This is a genomic window from Mycobacterium sp. NGS66 (assembly GCF_059812225.1).
Window position 1 is genome coordinate 43,968 of sequence record NZ_JCALCG010000015.1, and the last position, 21,699, is coordinate 65,666.

The 21,699-nt window shown below is 68.3% G+C and carries 8 protein-coding genes; 3 read left to right on the plus strand and 5 right to left on the minus strand.

All coding sequences use genetic code 11. The features are described 5' to 3' along the window. Positions 1-179 precede the first annotated feature (179 nt). Complete coding sequence (locus AC5Y2L_RS23215; protein WP_499931449.1) at positions 180-839, plus strand: hypothetical protein; 660 nt, start codon at positions 180-182, stop codon at positions 837-839. Further along, positions 836-1,438: an RES family NAD+ phosphorylase gene (locus AC5Y2L_RS23220; RefSeq protein WP_499931451.1), complete on the plus strand. Its 603-nt coding sequence runs from the start codon at positions 836-838 to the stop codon at positions 1,436-1,438. Before AC5Y2L_RS23215 ends, AC5Y2L_RS23220 begins: the two co-directional genes overlap by 4 nt. Before the next feature lie 367 nt (positions 1,439-1,805). Here the strand turns inward: AC5Y2L_RS23220 and AC5Y2L_RS23225 are convergent, their stop codons facing one another. From AC5Y2L_RS23225 to AC5Y2L_RS23235, 3 genes are read right to left on the minus strand one after another with little or no spacing between them, the layout of a single operon-like run. Further along, positions 1,806-2,318 (minus strand): gluconokinase, encoded by a 513-nt coding sequence (locus AC5Y2L_RS23225; RefSeq protein ID WP_499931453.1) that lies wholly within the window; start codon positions 2,316-2,318, stop codon positions 1,806-1,808. Further along, positions 2,297-4,312: a DUF7064 domain-containing protein gene (locus AC5Y2L_RS23230; protein WP_499931455.1), complete on the minus strand. Its 2,016-nt coding sequence runs from the start codon at positions 4,310-4,312 to the stop codon at positions 2,297-2,299. The genes AC5Y2L_RS23225 and AC5Y2L_RS23230 overlap by 22 nt, the downstream gene beginning before the upstream one ends. A 5-nt stretch (positions 4,313-4,317) precedes the next feature. After that, on the minus strand, positions 4,318-5,823 hold the full coding sequence (locus tag AC5Y2L_RS23235) for a carboxylesterase/lipase family protein (protein ID WP_499931458.1): 1,506 nt from the start codon (positions 5,821-5,823) through the stop codon (positions 4,318-4,320). Between the two features lie 79 nt (positions 5,824-5,902). Here AC5Y2L_RS23235 and AC5Y2L_RS23240 point away from each other — a divergent pair, with 79 nt between their 5' ends. After that, on the plus strand, positions 5,903-6,592 hold the full coding sequence (locus tag AC5Y2L_RS23240; RefSeq protein ID WP_499931460.1) for a hypothetical protein: 690 nt from the start codon (positions 5,903-5,905) through the stop codon (positions 6,590-6,592). Here AC5Y2L_RS23240 and AC5Y2L_RS23245 read toward each other — a convergent pair. Continuing rightward, positions 6,582-9,200, minus strand: a complete 2,619-nt coding sequence (locus AC5Y2L_RS23245; RefSeq protein ID WP_499931462.1) for a sugar epimerase family protein — start codon at positions 9,198-9,200, stop codon at positions 6,582-6,584. The genes AC5Y2L_RS23240 and AC5Y2L_RS23245 overlap by 11 nt on opposite strands. Before the next feature lie 34 nt (positions 9,201-9,234). Continuing rightward, positions 9,235-21,687 (minus strand): type I polyketide synthase, encoded by a 12,453-nt coding sequence (locus AC5Y2L_RS23250; protein WP_499931464.1) that lies wholly within the window; start codon positions 21,685-21,687, stop codon positions 9,235-9,237. Positions 21,688-21,699: the final 12 nt, after the last annotated feature.

Sequence of the window (21,699 nt, forward strand, 5' to 3'; positions counted from 1 at the left end):
AATGCATTGCCCGCCAGCACTTTTCGCAATTGTATGGATACTCGATCTTATCCATCGAAGAGCGACATCTACCTTGCAGTGCAGAGTTTGTTGCCCACCGATGACGGGGTGATCTCGCGCGCTCGGACACCCACGAACCGCGTCCAGCCGATGACGCTAATGTGTCGTATGATAGCGACATGACTACGACAGCGACCAGACCAGAGCTTGATGACCTGCTCGGTCAAGTCAACGACGCCACCAAGCTGTTGCAGCGGTCGACGTCGGTGCCCAGCGAGGTCGCCCGGCTCATTGATGGCTTCGAGCAGACGCTGGGTGCGGCGACGCCGCTGCGCTTGGAAGCCGACCCCTATCTGACGACAACGCTGTGGGCGGCGGCGTTTCGCGCGGAAAAAGCACTCCGTCATGACGACGCTGCACAGCAGCGCCGAGATGTGCGCATTGCGCTTGAGCAATTCCGGCATGCGTTGCGGGACATCATCGAAAATCGGCCGTATGCCGATGATGCTCCGGTCCGCGACGTCTTGACTCGCACGGCCGAGGTGCTGGTCACCCCGCAGAAGACCCTGGCGGACCTGCTCGGGGTTTCGGTTCGCCAGCTTCAGCGCTGGCTGGCTCATGACGGGACCGAGCCGGCGGCCGACGATGCCGCCCGCATCCGCGCGGTTGGGCAAGTCGTCAACCAGCTGCGCCACTCGTTCACCGGGCCGGGCGTGGTGGCTTGGTTTTATCGGGAGCATCCGGTGCTGCGCCGGCGGCCGATCGACCTGCTCGACGACCCGCTGAGCTACCCGGGCCTGCTCGACGCCGCGAGCGCGGCCCGTGCCATGACGGCATGAGGCTAACGGTCTATCGCCATGCCGCCTATGACTCGCCGTGGTGGGCCTTCCCCAGCTCGCGCGCCGGCCATTTCCACCGCGCCCGACGCGACACCGTCCAGTACCTGAGTCTTCATCCGCTCGGCCCTGCAGCTGAGATGCTGCGCCGTAACGTTGGGCCCCAGGGCAATCCCGACGACATCGTGTTGAACCTGTGGAGCGCGCTGGTCGACGTGGACGACGCGACACGCGTCGACTTCGACGACTGCGCAAGCTATGGGCTGACACCCGACGAACTCGTCGGTGATGACTACGCCCCGACGCAGGCTTTGGCCGATGTCATTCGGGACCGAGGCGACGTCGCAATGATCGTGCCGTCGGCCGCGCTGCCGGGAACCCACAACCTGATCCTGTTTGGCATCCGGGTCCTGAGTCCGTTCTTAAGCGAACCACTTGCGCCCGAGGAGATCCCGACCGGGCATCTTAGCGACGCGGCGCGCGCCCCGGGCGAAATCGCGCCGCACGTCCGCTGGTTCGGCACCCCGCACCAAGCCGCCGAGCAGTGGAAGAGCACCGGCAGCTATGAACCATTCGACGACCCCACGGCGACCCGCTGGTAAAGCGAACACGCCAAACCGTTCACAGACCGAACGCGCTGAAGTGCAAGAGGTTCGACCCTTAGGACGCAGCGACCACACCTAGCTCGGCAGAGTCGGATCTCCAAGAAGGCGCCCGGCAACGACGAGATTCCGTCTGCCCGTTGGAATTACCAGGACACGGGCGTATTTGGCCGCCGGCTGAAGACCGAGCGCTCTCACTGTGCTCCTAAAAGTGGCGGTCATCGCCGGCGGCGGCATGGCGAACCAGTACACAAGCTGCGAACCGTGGCCCTTATGCGGCCGACCGGCCAAGCTTCGGGTGACGGGCCTGTCGGCCGCGGTGCTTAATGTTCCATGCGCTGGCAGCAAATGAGTAACAGTCCGCCAGTCAGCGCCCCGGCGCGGCGCGTGCGAGGAAAGCTTTGACGATAGCCTGCACGTCCAGGGCCGCATCGACAGTGAACCCCGCTTCGTCGTCGCCGAGCGGTTCCAAGGTGTCGAATTGCGACCGCAGCAAGGCCACAGGCATGAAATGGCCTGGCCTGCTTGCCAATCGATGCTCGATCAGGTGCGGTGAACCGCTCAGATGCAAGAACTGGACGCTCGGTTGGTGGCGACGCAGCTGGTCGCGGTATTTGCGCTTGAGCGCCGAGCAACTCACCACGCCGCCCTCGGGGTGACCGCCCAGCCAGTCGCCGACGCGCTCCAGCCATGGATAGCGGTCGTGGTCGTTGAGCGGTTGACCCGCAGCCATTTTCGCGATGTTGGCCGACGGGTGCAGGGTGTCGGCGTCCACGAAGGGCACCCGAAGCCGTTGCGCGAGTGCGACGCCCACGGTCGACTTGCCCGAGCCGGAGACTCCCATCACCACCACCGGTGTCACGCCTGGTTTCGGTTCCATTCCATCCAGCCGACGCCGGTGCGCCCGTCCTCGGTGCGGACGCTGACCCAAGCCCGGGGAAAGTGACTCACCCGTCCGTCGGCGGCGGTCAGGAGCACCGGGGCGTGGGCGACTACCTCAATGTCGGCGGTAACGACAGGCGGGTCCAGGCTCAGCGTCGAATGTTCTGGTAACCCGTTGGCGGCGAACGCTTCTCGAGTGTTCACCGTGTGTAGTTCGGTGATCCGCCCGTCGGGACCCTGGGAATAGCCGATGCCCATCGCAGGGGTGCGTGGAATCTTGACCTGCAGCGCGTGCAGATGGGTGCCGTCGTCCAGGTGCAGCGCGCTCCACATCCAGTCCATGCTCCACCAGTCGCGCACTCCCCAGGAGTGGTCGCGCTGCCCGGGAACCGAGTCGATGCGGTAGGTCTTGTCGTCGACGGTAACGCTGCCCGAGACCTTGCATGGGACCTCATAGCGCGTGGTCACCCGGTACTTGTACGGGATTCCGTCGGTGGCCCACACCAGATTCATCGCCACATCGACCGAAGCGCCCGCTTCGCCGCGCAACAGGGCCGACGGGTCGGAGTAAGCCTCGGCTCGTCCGCGCAGCTCGACCCGGTAGGTCTGCAGCGGCGGGCCAGCCGAGTGGCCGACCTCGACGGCGTCGCCGTGCAGCGCCCACGGGTCAGTTGGCAGCGGGACCTCGACGTCGACGAGCGCGATGGTGGGCAGCTGTGGTCCGCACAGCAGCGCATGCACCCACGCGACTCGTTGGTTGGCTACCAGCCCAACCCGAAACCACCCGCCCAATCCTTGTGCCTCATCGACGAAGTCGGCGTACCAGCTCTCGCTCCACAGCGGTTCGGCGGTCGGCGAGTGGGCGAGTTCGTCGTCGTCCGATGGCCGCAGCGGCTCCGGCGGCGCCGGCGCAACGGGCAACGTAGCCAACGCGTCGGTGTCCAGCACATGGTCGCAGTGCCGTTGCAGCATCGTCATGAACATCTGGTCGCCCCGATTGGTGTGTTCCACCAGCATCGACGAGACGATCGCCATCATCACCCCGAAAAAGCTCTGCCGCCGCACGCCCTCGCGGACGTCGGAGAGCGTGAGCGGGGCGGCGGAACCCAGCGCTTGGTGATATGCCCCCAGCAGTGTGTCGTACTGTGCGCGACGGTCCGGCGTGGGCAGGGCGCAGCCGAGGAAGTACGCCAGGTCCGTCATCGCGGGTCCCCAGGAAACGGTCTGCCAATCGACCACGGTCAGCGCCCGGTCGGCTTCGGGCGTGCCGAACAACATGTTGTCCAGCCGGTAGTCGCCGTGGACCAAGCCCTGCATGCCGCCGCTCTCGGATTCCTGAGCGAGGTAGGCGTCGAACGCGTTCACCAGGGCCTCGCACACCACGTGGTGTTCGGGTGCGATCTGGTCGCCGTAGCGTTCGACGAACCCGGCATACAGGGCGGTGATCGTCGCCTGGTTCAGCGGAGCATCCCGGTTGAGCCAGGGCGCTTCGGCCAGGACGGCGTCTCCCAGCAGCGGGCCGTGCAACCGGCCCAGCTCGACGACCGCGGTCAATGCCTGTTCGGTTGTGGCGCCGGTGATTTCGTCGCCCACGACAGCCGGGCCGGCATCGCCGAGCAGCAGGTCGAATGCCCCGGTCGCGGTGTCGACCGCGGCGTGGTAACAGGGTGCTATCGGCCCGCCGAGGCGGGGCGCGATGTCGCGGTAGAAGCAGACCTCACGCTCGTACAGTCCCAGAGCCAAGCCGGTTTGACGGCTCATTGGATCGGTGGCTGCCACCTTCAACACCACCGACTCGGGACGCCCGGGCTGGGCTGCCGTGCCTGCATAAGTCAGGAGTACGCGGTAGCACTCGCTCATCTGCCCGGTGCCGATGCGCTCCACCGCGAAATCGGCGACGGTTCCGGCGCCGATCGTCGCGGTCAGCCATGGCGCGGTGAGATCGTCGGGCCGCTCGATGACGTGGGTGGCTTGCTCGGGGCTAGGGGCCATGAGGGTCAGCGTGCCAGGGAGAAGCCGTCCCAGGCCATCCGGCGGTGCTGGTGCGGGTCGAACTCGACTCGGCACTTGCGGTCGAAAACCAGCACGGCACGGTCGGTTCGGGTGTAGGCCGGCCAGTCGTCACCGGGGACCCCGGTGCGGCTGAACGACTGCCAACGTCGTTGCACTTGATTGCTGACCCGCAGGGCGGCGCGTCGATCGGCCGCCGCGGTGAGCAACGTGCCGAACCTGGTGCGGTAGATGTCGAAGACGGCGAGCAGCTCGGTGGCATGCGTTGCCCCGAACCCGGACCAGCGCAATGTCCTTGGGGCGTAGTCATACCGGTACAGGTAGGTGGGCGCGTGATCGCAGTGCGCCTCGGCGATCTGCCACGCCGCGGAGCTGAAGGCGAAGTCACCGCCGAGCTGGATGCACGCCGACGGCGCGGGGTACTCCGGGTAGGCGGCGGTAATGCGTTGGCGGGCATCGGGTTCGGCGTCGGCGAGCAGCTCTTCAACCATCGACTCGTTGGTCGGCAGCATCGGCAGGAAGCGGGTGAACAACCGGCCCTCCTCGGCGTTGGTACCCACGATGAGCGGTACCGGGTGCGCCCGCCCGCAGCGCATCGCCTCGACGGGGTCCATCGGCAGCGTGTCGTCGCCGACGACGGGTCCAATCGGGAAGGCGCCCAACCGTTTTTGCATGCCCTGGTCGATCAGGCGGTGTTGCGCTTCCACCAGTTGCGCCGCGGGCGCCCGCATCAGCACATCGGCGGCGTCGTCCCTACGCGCTCCGAGTAGCTCGGCGAACCGGTTCGCGAACTCGGCCGCAATTTCTTTCGACCGCACCAGCCCCGACGCCGGGCTCTCCGAAATCGCCCGGGCGAACAGCCCTTTGGCAGCGGGCACCGCCAGCAACGTGGCGGTGATGCACGCGCCTGCGCTCTCGCCGAAGATCGTCACATTGCCCGGATCACCCCCGAACCCGGCGATATTGTCCCGGACCCATTGCAAAGCCAGCACCAGATCGCGTAAGTAGAGGTTGCTGTCGAAGGTGATGTCCGGTGTCGACAGAGACGACAGATCCAGACATCCCAGCGCGCCCAGCCGGTAGTTCACCGACACGTAGACGCAACCGCGGCGGGCCAGCGCGGCCCCGTCGTAGATCGGTGTGGCCGAGCTGCCCAGAAAATATCCGCCGCCGTGAATGAAGACCATGACCGGCAGCGGTTCGCGGGCGGGGGCTTCGGGCGTGACGACGTTGAGGGTGAGGCAGTCCTCGCTCATCGGCTGGTACCTGCCGACCCCGAGCATCGTGTAGCGGCGCTGCTGGGGTGCGCAGTTGCCGAAGCCGTGGCAGTGCCGAACGCCGGACCAGGGCTGCGCCGGCTGCGGCGACGCCAGTCGCAGCGGCCCGATCGGCGGCCGGGCATAGGGGATGGATCGCCATCGGTTCACGCCGTCGCGGGTGAAGCCTTCGACGATGCCGGACGCCGTGTGTGCGCGGACGGTGCGCTCGTGCATAACCCCGACCGTAGCCGACACCACGAAGGTAAAGCGCGCGCAGCGCCGCAAATCGCCGCGCGGCGGCTAGCCTGGCGGAATGCGGATCGCCGCGCTGGTCGCAGTGTCGTTGCTGGTTGCCGGGTGCTCGCACACGGCTGGCGACCATTCCGGAGAACCGCACACCAGCGGCCCGAGTTCGTCTGCCGCCGCTTCCACGAGTAAGCCGGCGGCCCCATCGGGCGCGCCGGTGGCCGGAGCGCCGATCTCCGACGTCATCGCCTGGGTCGAGGCCGGTCACCCCGTCGACCCGGGCGGTTACCACAGCGCGAGCCGGGCCGGTCTCACCACGCAACTCGGTCCCGACATTGCGTTCGTTCTGCCGTCCGGCCAATCCGACACGGGTCGGCCGGTGACCTGCATGACCGACACCAAACACACCGACGGCACGCTGTCGTGCCTGCTCAACCTGAACAGTCCGCCGCCGCGTCCGGAGACCGCCTACGGCGAATGGAAGAGCGGCTGGGTGGACTTCGACGGCACAAAGCTGCAGGTAGGGTCGGCCCGCGCCGATCCGGGCCCGTTCCTGTACGGCGACGGATCGGAATTGGCCGACGGCGACTCGCTGCCGTTCGGTGACTACCGGTGCCGCGCTGACCGGGCCGGGGTGTTCTGCGTCAACTACGCACACCGCTCGGCCGCACGGTTCAGTAGCGCGGGCATCGAGCCGTTCGGTTGCCTGCGATCGGTCCCGCCGCCCGAGGGCGTCGGGATCGCCTTCAGCTGCTGAGCGGGGAACTGTCGTCGGAAGACGGTTCCAGCACCCGGATCTCGCCGGTGCTGCCGTCGACCTCGATGAGCGCCCCCGCGGGCAGGAATCGGGTGGCTCCCTGCACGTCGACCACGCACGGGAACCCGAACTCGCGGGCGACCACCGCGGCATGCGACATCGGGCCGCCAAGTTCGGTCACCACGGCAGCGGCGTAGCAGAAGGCGGCGGTGTACCCGACATCGGTGACCTCGGCGACGAGGATCTCACCGGGCAGCAGATCGTCGATGGTCTCGGGCCGAACGATCCGCACCCGGCCGCGGACCCGCCCCCCGCACACCCCGACACCGCGCAAGGTGTCCCCCGCCGCCAGCGCTGGCGACGACGGGGACGACGGCTCCCAGGTTCCGCTGAACACCGTCGGTGGCACGACGGCGGTCAGCCTACGTTGCTCGGCACGCCGACGGGCCACCAGTTCCGAGACGTCCGCCGGAAGCCGATCGAATTCGTCGAGTTCGTCGACCAACAGGTAGAACACGTCGTCGGGGTCGGCGAAGACGCCGGAATCGGCCGCCCGGCGCCCGTATTCACGCAGCAGGCCGCGCAGCACCCAGATGGCCCGCACCATTTTGTCGCGACGGACTTCACGATCACGCAGCTGCCGTGCGGCCAGCACGGCAATAGGCTTGGCCCGCAACGGAATAGCCGGGTGCCGAGGTTCAGGCGCCGGCGGCGCGTTCAACGCCTTGGCCACCATCCGGATCAGCAATTCGGGGTCGTCGGCGTAACTGGTCGACCGCATCTCGACTTCCGCCGGGCCGCGGTGACCGATCAGCGCCAACTCGGCCAGTACCGCGGCATGAAACTCCGGCGCCTCGACGGCCAGCTTGTCCAGGCGCTCGCCCGGCTCCGCCAGCAGCCGGATCACGTTCGGATCGCGTTGCGCAGCAGCCACCAAGCGTTGCACCGCCTCCACCGATCGGGCACTGACCAAGTCCGGCCCGGCGGGTGTGGTGGTGTCCCGGCCGCACAAACCCCGCAACAAGACGTTGAACGCGGCGCACAGCATGAACGATGCGGAGGCCAGCACCCACCCGTGCACGACGTGGTCGCGTGCCAACCCGATCAGGCTGAGCAGCCGCCGATCATCGAGTGCCGCGAAGTCACCGCCGGCAAGTCGTTCCAGGTGGTCGACGTCGGTGACGAAATCTTCAGTGTCGCGGGGTGATCCGGCGCTCAGGCCCACCAGGTTGACGCCGAATACTCCGATGTTGCGCAGGGTGCGCAGTTGTCTGCGGACCGGGCCGGCTTCTGACAGCGGGCGATGCTCACCGAAGATCGGCAGCGATGCCATGCTGGGGCCGAAAAAGCCGCTATTGCTGACGATCGTCGTGGGCTTGGCGAACGGCACCGTTTCGGCCATGAAATGCGCCGACGTTATGGCGCCGTATAGCCGGTGGGCGAACACCGCGACGGTTCGCGCCGCAATCTCCTGTTGCACCACACCGCCGGGACGGAGCCGTTCGGCGATCGCCACCCCGCCGGCGCGCAAGCCCCGTACCGTTGCCGAGGCCGACGACGGCGAGAACGGACCGGGCAACGCCTCCGACAAATTGGTCGCCAGGTAGGTGGGGAAGCGCGGATCGATGGGCGTGTCGAATTCCCCGTTGACCCCGTCCGGCCCGGCCAATCTGGGCACCACGCCGTCGTCGGCCGGCGCGTCCGGGGCGGGTAGGTCCGCGATGTTGGTCATCCGCCACGGCAGTGACAACACCCGCCGGCCGATCGCCACCCGGCCGCGGACGGTCAGCGCGAAGTCGTGGACGGATTCGCCGGCGGTCCAGGCGGTTCGGAATCCGAACTCGTCGCGCAGCCGCGTGGTGTCCATCACCGGGGCGCTGTGGATCAGTTCCAGTTCGGCGATGGCGGTGACCCGTCGTCGCAATGCCGACGGCACACTGGCCAGCGGTAGCACAGGACGGCCGAGCACCCGGGCGATCTCGCGAAGGGTCAACGCGCCGGGAGCGGCGAGATTGACTGGGCCGTTGTAAGTTTCGTTGCCGACGGTGACATGGGCCAGCAGCCGCAGCACGTCGTCCAAGTGGACCACCTGCACGACGCGGTCCGCGGACCCGTCGATGTCGGCCAGCACCGGCGCTGCGAACACCCGGCGGACCCAGTTGTCCACGTTTCGGCCCAAGACGAGCGCCGAGCGGACCGCGACCCAGGGTACACCGGAAGCGGCCAGCATCTCCTCGACCCGCGCCTTGTACCGGCCTTCGGCGGCAACAGGATTCAGGGCGTGCGCGGACGAGACGAACACCATGCGCCCGGTGCCGCCCATCGCGTCCAGGACATTTTGCGTGCCGTCGATGTTGACCTGCTCGCTGATGGGCTCGTCTGGTCCAGGGGTCCTTGCCCAGGCACAGTGCACGACGACGTCCGCGCCGCCGACGGCACGTGTGACGGCGGCACGGTCGCGGATGTCGGCCGCGACGAATTCGGCTGTGCCCGGCCAGCTTCGGGGGCGTTGGCGGGCGATCCCGGCCACTCGGTGGCCCTGGCCGAGCAGCCGGGCGACCAGGCCGCGGCCCAGCACTCCGCTGGCCCCGGTGACGGCGATTCTCACCGGGTAGCCTCGAGTCGGAGCTGGCGATCCATGCCTACTCGTCGTCGTCCATGAACGCCGCATTGACCAGATCATCGAGATCCATGTCGGCGATGTCCTTGACGTCCTTGTTGGTGGCCTGGCCGGTACCGTCGGCTTCGTCTGCCAGCGCCAGCAGCAGCTCCAGCACGCCGGCCTGCCGAAGACGCTTGACCGGAATGGATCCGACCACGCGCTGGATCTCGGCCTCCCCCGGCGCCGCTGCGGGCGCTGGTTGCGCCGCGTTACCCACCAGTTCTTGGTGCATGTAACCGGCCAGCGCGGCGGAGTTGGGGTAGTCGAAGATCAGCGTGGGCGAAAGCGCAAGGCCGGTAGCAGCTTTGAGCCGGTTGCGCATTTCCACCGCGGTCAGCGAGTCGAAGCCGAGCTCCTGGAACGCCCGGTCGGGGTGGATGGCCTCGGCAGTGGTGTTGCCCAGCACGGTGGCGATGTGCGACCGCACCAAGTCCAGCAGCACCGCCTGTTGCTCGTCTGCCGGCAGCCCCTCCAGGCGTTGCAGCAGGGCCGATTTGGACTTGGCGGCGGCGATCGAGTCGTCGACCTGGCGCCGGGCCGGCGCATTGATCAAGTCGACGAACATCGGCGGCAGCGTGCCGCTGTCGAACTTGGCGCGCAGCGCGACCAGGTCGATGCGGGCCGGCAGCAGGAACGGCTCGGCCACAATCATTGCGGTGTCCAGCAATTGAAGCGCTTCGTCCGAGGTCATCGCCACGATGCCGTCGCGGGCCAACCTGGCGAAGTCGACGCTCTCCAACCCGCCGGTCATCGCGCTGGCCTGATCCCACAGACCCCAACCGAGCGACACCGCCGGCAGGCCGCGAGCCTGCCGGTGTGCGGCCAGCCCGTCCAGGAACGAGTTGCCGGCGGCGTAGTTGGCCTGCCCGGCTGCGCCAGCCAGCCCGGCGATCGACGAAAACATCACGAACGCCGACACATCCAAGTCTCGGGTCAGCTCGTGCAGGTTCCACGCCGCATCCACCTTGGCCCGCAACGCCACCTCCATGCGTTCGGGGGTCAGTGAGGTCACCACCGCGTCGTCGAGCGCTCCGGCCGCGTGGATGACTGCGGACAGCGGATGCTGCACGGGGATGTCGGCGATCACCTTGGCCAACGCTTCCCGGTCGGCGGCGTCGCAGGCCACCACCTGCACCTGCGCACCTTTAGCGCCGAGTTCGGCCGCCAGTTCCGGCGCCCCGGGCGCGTCCGGCCCGCGACGGCTCACCAGCACGAGATGCCGCACACCATGCTGTGCCACCACGTGGCGGGCCAACGCCGAGCCCGCCATGCCGGTACCGCCGGTGATCAGCACCGTGCCGGTCGCCCATGCGTCGGGCATGCTCATCACGACTTTGCCCACATGCCGCGCCTGGCTCAGGTACCGCAACGCGGCGGGTGCGCGGCGGATGTCGAACGTGGTCACCGGCAATGGCCGCAGGATTCCCGCCTCGAACATGTCGGCCAATTCGGTGAGCATGCGCTGAATGTGGTCCGGGCCGGCCTCGAAGAGGTCGAAGGCGCGGTAACGCACACCCGGATATTCCTGTGCGATCGCATCGGGGTCGCGGATGTCGGTCTTGCCCATTTCTAGGAAGACGCCGCCGGGTGCGACCAGTCGCAGCGACGCGTCCACGAACTCGCCGGACAGCGAGTCCAACACCACGTCGATTCCGGCCGTGCCGGTGACCGCACGGAACTTGTCTTCAAACTCGCAGCTGCGCGAATCCGCGATGTGGTCGTCGTCAAAACCCATGGCCCGCAGGGTGTCCCACTTACCCCGGCTGGCGGTGGCGAACACCTCGAGCCCGCGATGACGGGCCAGCTGCACGGCGGCCATTCCGACGCCACCGGTGGCCGCGTGCACCAGGATGCGCTGGCCGGGTTGCGCCCCGGCCAGGGTGGACAGTGCATAGTGCGCCGTCGCGAAGCCGACGGGTGCCGTGGCGGCGTCGGCGTCCGACCAGTCCGCGGGGATCTTCAGCAGCAGCCGTTCGTCGGTGGTGGCGATGCTGCCGGTGCCGTCTGGGAACAGTCCGGCGACCCGGTCGCCGACCGCGAAACGACTTACGCCGGAATCGGTTTCAGAAACTTCCAGGACGACGCCGGAGGCCTCGACGCCCATCGCGGCGTCCGGGTCGGGGTAGAGACCCAAGGCGATCATGACGTCGCGGAAGTTTGCCGCCATGGCATGGGTCGCGACGCGCACCTGACCCGGGGCCAATGGCGCAGCGGCCTCAGGTGCCGGCTCGAGCCGCAGGTTCTCGAATGTGCCCGCGCTGGTCATGCCCAGCCGCCAGGCGGTGTTCGCCGAATCGGCGGGAAGCGACAACACGCCGTCCACCGCGCGGCTGGCGTGCACCCGCGCGATATGCGGTTGGCCGCCGCGCATCACGACTTGCGGCTCGCCCACCGCCAATGCCGCCGCTATTGCCGTATCGTCAAGTGGCGCATCGGAATCCACCAAAAGGAGATGGCCCGGATGCTCGGTCTGCGCGGACCGCACCAAACCCCACACCGCCGCGCCGGCCAAATCGGCGACGTCCTCGCCCGGTAGGGCAACCGCGCCCCTGGTGAGCACCACCAAGGTTCCCGAATGTGGTTCGGCCAGCCAGGATTGCACCGCGTTCAGCGCTGCACGTGTGGCCGCGCGCACACCGGCTACTGGGTCGCCGTTGACCGGCTCGGATTCGAAGACCCGGTACGACGGCGCGCCAAGCATGTCGGTCGGAATCGGCGCCGGCGACCAGACCACCTCGAACAGCCGATCCCCGCCGGCACCGGACAAGGCCGCCTTCAGCTGCTGATCGGTCACCGGGCGGGCCACCATGGATGCCACCGACAGGACCGGCAACCCCAACCCGTCGGCCAGTTCGATGGACACCGCCGAAGGGGTGGTCCGCACAATCCGGGCCCGCACCGCCGATGCGCCTGCAGCATGCAAGGACACACCTTGCCAGGAGAACGGCACCAACACCGAGCCTGCCGCCTCGGCGCCGTCGGCGGTCAGGATCACCGCGTGCAGCGCCGCGTCCAGCAGCACCGGGTGGACGCCGAATCCGGCCGTCGACGCCCCGGCCTCCTCCGGCAGTGCCACCTCGGCGAACACCTCGTCGCCGCGACGCCATATCGTGGTCAAACCCCGGAACGCCGGGCCATACCCGTACCCGCGATCGGCCAACCGCTCGTAGCCGTCGCCGACGTCCACCGCGACCGCACCCACGGGCGGCCACACCGACAGATCGGAAGCCGGCGCCACCGAACCAGCGCGCAGCGCACCTTCGGCATGTAACAGCCATCCGGAGCCGGTCTCGGCACGCGAAAACACGGACACCGCCCGGGCGCCCATCTCGTCGGGTTCACCGACCACCACTTGAATCGCCACCGATCCCGCCGCGGGCAGCACCAATGGCGCCGCCAGATTCAGCTCCTCGACAACGCCGCAGCCGACTTCATCGCCGGCTCGGATGACCAACTCCACGAATCCCGCGCCGGGGAACAACACGACCCCGCCGACCGCATGGTCGGACAGCCACCCCTGCGCGCTCGGCGACAGCCGGCCGGTCAGCACCACCCCGCCCGAAGACGGCAGGTCCACCACCGCGCCCAGTAGGGCGTGCTCGCCGGCCCGCAGGCCTAGCCCCGCCGCCCCGGCGGCGGTAGCGCCATCGGCGCTCGGGGACAGCCAAAAGCGCCGCCGCTCAAAGGCATACGTCGGCAAATCGACGAAGGTGGCCTCGCCCAGTGCGGCGCGCCAATCCACGTCCATGCCGGCGACAAAGCCTTGCGCGACGGCGTCGACCAGGGCTACGGGTTCGGGGCGGTCCTTGCGCAAGACGGCAGTCGCCGTCAGCGCGGCGTCGGGCAGTGATTCTTCGACCGAAGCCATCAAGCCGCTGGCCGGTCCGACTTCGAGGAAACGGGTCGCGCCGGCCTCGTGCACGAAGCGGATACCGTCGGCGAACCGGACCGCTTCGCGCACGTGCCGCTTCCAGTACGCGGCGGACCCGAAGTCGTGGTCGGCCAGTTGTCCGGTCACGTTCGACACGATCGGTATCGTGGGCTGCCCGACGGCGAAGCTGGCTGCCACGGTGCCGAATTCATCGATCATCGGATCCATCAACGGTGAATGGAATGCGTGCGAGACAGCCAAGCGGTGCACCCGGCGCCCATCCGCCCGCAGCTTCGTCGCGACGGCGACGACGGCGTCGTCCGCACCCGAAATCACCACCGACGCTGGACCGTTGACGGCCGCGATGGCGACTTCATCGCTCAGCAGTGGCCGCACCTCGTCTTCCGTGGCCTGCACGGCGATCATCGCCCCGCCCGCGGGCAGGGCCTGCATGAAGCGGCCGCGAGCGACCACCAATATGGCCGCGTTCTCCAGCGACAGCACACCGGCGACATGCGCCGCCGACAACTCACCGATCGAGTGGCCCATCACGAAGTCGGGTCGCACGCCCCACGACTCCAGCAGCCGGAACAATGCGACCTCCACCGCGAACAGCGCAGGCTGGGCAAATTCCGTGGTATTCAAGAGCTTTTCGTCGTCACCCCACATCACGTCACGCAGGGGGCGCAGCAGGTGGCGGTCGAGTTCGCCGACCACGGCGTCGAACGCCTCGGCGAACACCGGGTGTGCGGCGTGCAATTCCCTTCCCATGCCGGGTATTTGGGCACCCTGGCCCGGAAAGACGAAGACCGTCTTACCGGCCGTTGCCGTGCCGCGGATGACCGACGCAGTTAGGTCATCTGTGGCCAGTTCGTCGAGGCCGGCCAGTAACCGCTGCCGATCGGTACCGACCACCACCGCCCGATGCTCGAACACCGCACGCCCGGCCAACGTCCACCCCACATCGGCAACGTCCACATCGTCACGGGCACGCACATGCTCCGCCAACCGCGCCGCCTGAGCCGCCAACGCGCCAACCGACTTCGCCGAGATCACCCACGCCACCACCGGCAGGACGGATTCGCGGGCGATGCGCTGCTCAGCCGGGGCGGCTTCGACAATCACATGCGCATTCGTGCCACTAATCCCAAACGACGACACCCCCGCCCGACGCGGACCCTCAGCCGTCCAGGGCCGAGCCTCGGTCAACAACGCCACCGACCCCGCCGACCAATCCACATGCGGGCTGGGCACATCCACATGCAACGTCGCCGGCAACACCTCATGGCGCATCGCCTGCACCATCTTGATCACCCCGGCCACCCCCGCCGCAGCCTGGGTATGACCCATATTCGACTTGATCGACCCCAACCACAGCGGCTCACTGCGGTCCTGCCCATAGGTCGCCAACAACGCCTGGGCCTCAATCGGATCACCCAACGTGGTCCCGGTCCCGTGACCCTCCACCACATCGACATCAGCAGCACTCAGACCGGCATTGGCCAACGCCGCGCGCACCACCCGCTGCTGCGACGGCCCATTCGGCGCGGTCAACCCATTCGACGCGCCATCCTGATTCACCGCCGAACCGCGCACCACCGCCAACACCGGATGCCCCAACCGCCGCGCATCCGACAACCGCTCCACCACCAACATGCCGCCGCCCTCGGCGAATCCGGTGCCGTCGGCGGCTCCCGCGAACGCCTTGCACCGCCCGTCCGCGGATAACCCGCGCATGCGGCTGAATTCGACGAAGATGTCGGGCGTGGCGTTGACCGTGCAACCGCCGGCCAGCGCCAGATCGCACTCCCCCGACCGCAACGACTGCACCGCCATATGCAACGCCACCAACGACGACGAACACGCGGTATCCACCGACACCGCCGGGCCCTCCAACCCCAACACATACGCCACCCGCCCCGACGCCACGCTCGACGACTGGCCGGTAAGCCGGAAGCCCTCCAAGGCTTTTCGGGCCTCCGCGTTGCCGATGCCATAGCCCTGGGTGTATACCCCGGCGAACACTCCGGTGGCGCTGCCGCGCAGCCGGTGGGGGTCAATTCCCGCTCGCTCCAACGCTTCCCAGGAAAGTTCCAGGAACATGCGCTGTTGCGGGTCCATCGCGAGTGCCTCGGTGGGCGCGATGCCGAAGAACGCCGGGTCGAAGTCAGCCACACCGTCGACGAAGCCGCCGCTGCGCGTGTAGCACGCGCCCGGAACGTCGGGGTCCGGGTTGTACAGGTCGGTCAGGTTCCAGCCGCGGTCGGTGGGGAATTCGGAGAGCACGTCGCGGCCCTCGGCCACCATCTGCCACAGATCTTCGGGGCTGTCGACTCCACCCGGGAAGCGGCAGGACATACCGACGATCGCAATAGCGTCCTCGCCGGTGGCACGGACCGCCGGTGCGTGCTTGATTTCCTGTGGGGCGCCGGCGAGTTCGGCACGCATGTAGGCGGCCAGCCCGTTGGGGGTCGGGTAGTCGAAGATAAGTGTCGGTGAAAGTGCCAGGCCGGTAGCGGCTTTGAGCCGGTTGCGCATCTCGACCGCGGTCAGCGAGTCAAAACCCAAGTCCTGGAACGCTTTGTCCGGGTCGATCGCCTCAGGGGTGACGGTACCCAACACCGTGGCGATGTGGGAACGAACCAGATCCAGCAGCACCGCATGCTGTTCGGGTTCCGGCAGCCCCTGCAGACGGTGCGCCAACGCGGATTTCGACTTCGCGGCGGCCAGCGAGTCGTCGACCCTGCGCCGAGTCGGCGCATTGACCAGATCGGCGAACATCGGAGGCACGACGGCGGCGTGCGACCGCAACGCGGTCACGTCGATTCGGGCCGGCGCCAGCAACGGCTCGTCGACGACCAGGGCGGTGTCGAAGAGTTCCATCGCCTCGTCGGAGGACAGCGCCAAGATGCCGTCGCGGCCCAGCCGGGCCCGGTCGGCCGCATCCAGGTTGCCGGTCATGGCGCTGGTCTGATCCCATAGCCCCCAGGCCAGCGACACCGCGGGCAGCCGGTGTGCGCGCCGGTGTGCGGCCAGCCCGTCCAGGAACGAGTTGGCCGCGGCATAGTTGGCCTGTCCCGACGAGCCCACCAAGCCGGCCATCGACGAAAACATCACGAACGCCGAGAGATTCACGTCGCGGGTCAGCTCGTGCAGGTTCCATGCCGCGTCCACCTTGGCCCGCAGCACGGCATCGACCCGCTCGGGGGTCAGCGACGTCACGACCGCGTCGTCGAGCAACCCGGCCGCGTGGATGACGGCCGACAGCGGATGCTGGACCGGGATGTCGGCGATCACCTTGGCCAGCGCCTCTCGGTCGGCGGCGTCGCAGGCCACCACCTGCACCCGCGCACCGGCAGCGGTTAGCTCGGCCGCCAATTCCGGTGCCCCGGGCGCGGCCAGGCCACTTCGGCTCGTCAGCAGCAGGTGCCGCACCCCATGCCGGGCCACCGCATGCCGGGCCAACACCGAACCCGCCATGCCGGTGCCGCCGGTGATCAAGACGGTGCCGGTGCCCAGTGCGCCGCCCTCGGCGGTGGGCATGGTCATGACGACCTTGCCGATATGGCGCGCCTGGCTCAGGTAGCGCAGCGCCGCCTCGGCGCGCCGAATGTCAAACGTGGTCACCGGCAAGGGCCGCAGCACGCCGGCGGCGAACAGTCGCGCGAGCTCCTGCATCCACTCGTGCATCCGCGCACGGCCGGGCTCGAACAGGTCGAAAGCCCGGTAACGAACGCCCGGATATTCCCGCGCGATCGCATCGGGGTCGCGGATGTCGGTCTTGCCCATCTCCAGGAACAAGCCGCCCGGCGCGACGAGCCGCAGCGACGCGTCGACGAATTCACCGGCCAGCGAATCCAACACGACGTCCATTCCGGCCCCGCCGGTGACCGCGCGGAACTTGTCCTCGAATTCGCAGGTGCGTGAATCGGCGATGTGGTCATCGTCAAAACCTATGGCGCGCAAGGTGTCCCACTTGCCGCGGCTGGCGGTGGCGAAGATCTCCAACCCCAGATACCGCCCCAGCTGCACGGCGGCCATCCCGACACCGCCGGCGGCGGCATGCACCAGCACCCGCTGCCCCGGCTTGACATCCGCCAGGTGCACGAACGCCATATATGCGGTGGTGAAAACCGCTGAGATCGCGGCGGCTTCGGCGTAGGACCAGTCGGCGGGCATCGGCTGCAAGATGCGGACGTCGCCCGCCACCAATGTGCCATGACCGTCCGGGAAGAACCCATACACCGAATCGCCGACCGCGAATTCCGTGACACCCGGCCCGACTTCGACGACCACGCCGGCTCCTTCGCCGCCGAGTAGCCCGTCGTGGGTGAACATGCCCAGGGTGATCATGATGTCGCGGAAGTTCGCCGCGACGGCGCGCAGCGCCACCCGGACCTGGCCGGGCTGCAGCGGCGCATCGGCGTTGGGAACCGGCTCCAGGCGTAGGTTCTCGAAAGTGCCTGCGCTGCTTATACCCAACCGCCAGGGCCCGTCGTCCGGGGGAACCAGGATCCCGTCGACCGCGCGGCTGCCACGCACCCGCGCGGTGTACACCTGACCGCCGCGCAACACCACCTGCGGCTCGCCGGCCGCCAGCGCCGCGGCCTTAGCGTCGTCATCAAGGGGCACATCGGAATCCACCAGCACGATGCGGCCCGGGTGCTCGGTCTGCGCGGACCGCACCAAGCCCCACACCGCGGCACCCGCCAGATCGTCCAGGTCCTCGCCGGGCAACGCGATGGCGCCTCTAGTGGCCACCAGCAGCACTCCGGAATCCCGTTCGGTCAGCCACGACTGGACGACGGCCAGTGCCCGATGCGTGCGCTCGTAGACCTCTGATACCGGATCATCCTGAGCGGCAAGGGACTCGAACAATTCGAAGGGCTGCTCAGCAGCGGTCCCCGAAGTACCCGTTGCCGGTGACCAAACCAGCTCGAACAGCCGGTCGGGCCCCGAGCCGGATAGCGAAGCGCGCAGCTGCTGTTCGCTCACCGGTCGCGCCACCATGGACTTCACTGACAGCACCGGTAGCCCCAACCCGTCGGCCAGCTCGATGGAGACGCCAGACGGACCCGAGGGCGCGATCCGGACCCGTATTGCCGAGGCACCCGCCGCGTGCAGCGACACGCCCTGCCAAGAAAACGGCAGAACCAGCTCGGCGTCCGGGTTGCCGAGCACCGCTGCATGCAAAGCCGCATCCAGCAGCGCCGGGTGCATTCCGTATCCGCCGACCGCGCCGGCGGTCTCCGGAAGCCTTACCTCAGCGAACATTTCGTCGCCGCGGGCCCACATCGCGGTCAGGCCGCGGAACGCGGGCCCGTACTGGTAGCCGCGGGCCGCCAACCGCTGGTAGCCGTCGGCCACGTCCACCGGGACGGCCCCGGCAGGCGGCCACTGGGACAGCTCCGCCGCCGGCTCGACCGACCCTGGCCTCAAGGTTCCCTCGGCGTGGCACCCCCACGCAGCGTCCGCGTCGGCGCGCGAGTAGATCGAAACGCTGCGCTGGCCGGACTCGTCGTCGGCGCCCACAACCACTTGCAGCGCAACAGATCCCGAGACGGGCAGCAGCAACGGCTTGCGCAGAGTCAGCTCGTCGACGACTGGGCAGCCGACTTCGTCGCCGGCGCGGATGGCCAACTCCACAAAGCCGGCGCCGGGAAACACCACCGCGCCGGACACGGCGTGATCGGCCAGCCACGCCTGGCTGCTCGGCGACAGCCGGCCCGTCAATACGACGCCGGCCGAAGCGGGCAGCTCCACCACCGCGCCCAGCAGCGGGTGCTCGCCGGCGCCCAGACCCAAGCCGGAGGCGTCGACCGCCGTGGCCTCGCCGGAGAGCCAAAACCGCCGCTTGTCAAAGGCATACGTGGGCAATTCGACGAAGGCGGCCCCGTCGAGCAGGCCGCGCCAATCGACGCTGACACCCGCCACGAAGGCGGCGGCGGCGGACGTCAGGAACCGCTCGAGTCCGCCGTCGTCGCGGCCCAGGGTCGGGATGACGACGGCTCCGGTTCGGGCGTCACCGTCGGCGTAATCGTTGGCGGTGTCCTCGATTCCGGCGATCAGCGCCGGATGCGGGCTGGATTCGACGAAGGTGCGATAACCGTGTTCACAGGCGCAGCGCACCGCCTGGTCGAAGTGCACGGTCTGGCGGATGTTGCGGTACCAGTAGTCGGCGCCCAAATCGGCGGTGCCCAAGCGATTTCCGGTCACCGTCGAGAAGAAGGCGGTACGGGTGGGACGCGGCTCGATGCCGGCCAGGGCATCGGCAAGTTCAGCCTGGATCGCCTCGACCCCGGCCGAATGCGAGGCGTAGTCCACGTCGATCCGGCGGGCGCGCAACTCCTGGCCCGCACACACCTGCATCAGCTCGTCCAGCGCGGCCGTCTCACCGGACACCACCACCGCGGCCCGGCCATTGACGGCGGCGATACCGAGCCGATCGGCAAAGGGCGACAACAACTCTCGCACCCGCTCCGCGCTGCACGCGACGGACACCATGCCGCCGGGGCCGGCCAGGTCACGCAGTAGCTTGCTGCGCAGCGTCACCACCCGGGCGGCATCGCGCAGCGACAGCGCGCCGGCGACGTACGCGGCGGCGATCTCGCCTTGGGAATGCCCGATTACGGCGTCCGGACGCACCCCGATCGACTTCCACAGTTCGGCCAGGGACACCATCACCGCGAACAGGGCCGGTTGCACGACGTCCACCCGATCCAGGCCCGGCGCGCCGGGAGCACCGCGTAAAACGTCAGTCAGTGACCAATCCACGAATTCGTCGAAGGCGTCGGCGCAGGCTTGGATCTGTTGGGCGAAAACCGGTGCAGTGTCGAGCAATTCGATGCCCATGCCCAGCCATTGCGAGCCCTGGCCGGGGAAGACGAACACCGTTTTACCGGTGGGCTGGGCATCGCCGCGAATGATCCCAGAAGTGAAGGCGCCCAGGTCATCTGTGGCCAGTTCGTCGAGGCCGGCCAACAATCGCTGCCGATCGGTACCGACCACCACCGCCCGATGCTCGAACACCGCACGCCCGGCCAACGTCCACCCCACATCGGCAACGTCCAACTCGTCACGGGCACGGACATGCTCCGCCAACCGCGCCGCCTGAGCCCGCAACGCCGCAACCGACTTCGCCGAGAGCACCCACGGCACCACCGGCAGGACGGATTCGCGGGCGATGCGCTGCTCAGCCGGGGCGGCTTCGACAATCACATGTGCATTCGTGCCACTAATCCCAAACGACGACACCCCCGCCCGACGCGGACCCTCAGCCGTCCAGGGCCGAGCCTCGGTCAACAACGCCACCGACCCCGCCGACCAATCCACATGCGGCGACGGCACATCCACATGCAACGTCGCCGGCAACACCTCATGGCGCATCGCCTGCACCATCTTGATCACCCCGGCCACCCCCGCCGCAGCCTGGGTATGACCCATATTCGACTTGATCGACCCCAACCACAGCGGCGCGGAGCGGTCCTGCCCATACGTGGCCAACAACGCTTGGGCCTCAATCGGATCACCCAACGTGGTCCCGGTCCCGTGACCCTCCACCACATCAACTTCGGCCGCGCTCAGCCCCGCATTGGCCAACGCCGCGCGCACCACCCGCTGCTGCGACGGCCCATTCGGCGCGGTCAACCCATTGGACGCACCATCCTGATTCACCGCCGAACCCCGCACCACCGCCAACACCGGATGCCCCAACCGCCGCGCATCCGACAACCGCTCCACCACCAAAATGGCCCCGCCCTCGGACCAGCCGACCCCGTCGGCCGCCCCGGCGTAGGCCTTGCACCGCCCGTCGGGCGCCAGGCCGCGGTGTCGGCTGAACTCGACGAAGACCGTCGGCGTGGCGTTCACGGTGGCGCCGCCGGCCAGCGCCAGATCGCACTCCCCCGACCGCAGCGACTGCACCGCCATATGCAACGCCACCAACGACGACGAACACGCGGTATCCACCGACACCGCCGGGCCCTCCAACCCCAACACATACGCCACCCGCCCCGACGCCACGCTGGACGTCATGCCGGTGAGGCGGTAGCCCTCGATCTCTTCGGCCAACATGCCGTAACCCTGGACGATGAGTCCCGCGAAGACGCCGGTGGCGCTGCCACGCAGCGCGCTGGGGTCGATCCCGGACCGCTCCAATGCCTCCCAGGACAGCTCCAGCAGCATCCGGTGCTGCGGGTCCATCGCGAGTGCCTCGCTGGGCGCGATGCCGAAGAACGCCGCATCGAAGTCCGCGACGCCATCGACGAAGCCGCCGGTTTTTGCGTAGGTCTTGTGGCGGGCATCAGGATCCGGGTCGAACAACCCGGCCAAATCCCATCCGCGGTCGGTGGGGAATTCGCTGATCACGTCGCGGCCCTCGGCCACCATCTGCCACAGGTCTTCGGGGCTGTCGACGCCACCCGGGAACCGGCAGGACATGCCGACGATCGCAATCGGCTCGCTCGACCGCTCCAGCAGCGCACGATTGGTGCGCTTCAGGCGTTCAACCTGGACCAGCGCTTTGCGTAGCGCTTCGGTCGCATGCTGGAGTTGATCACCCATTGCTAACCTCGC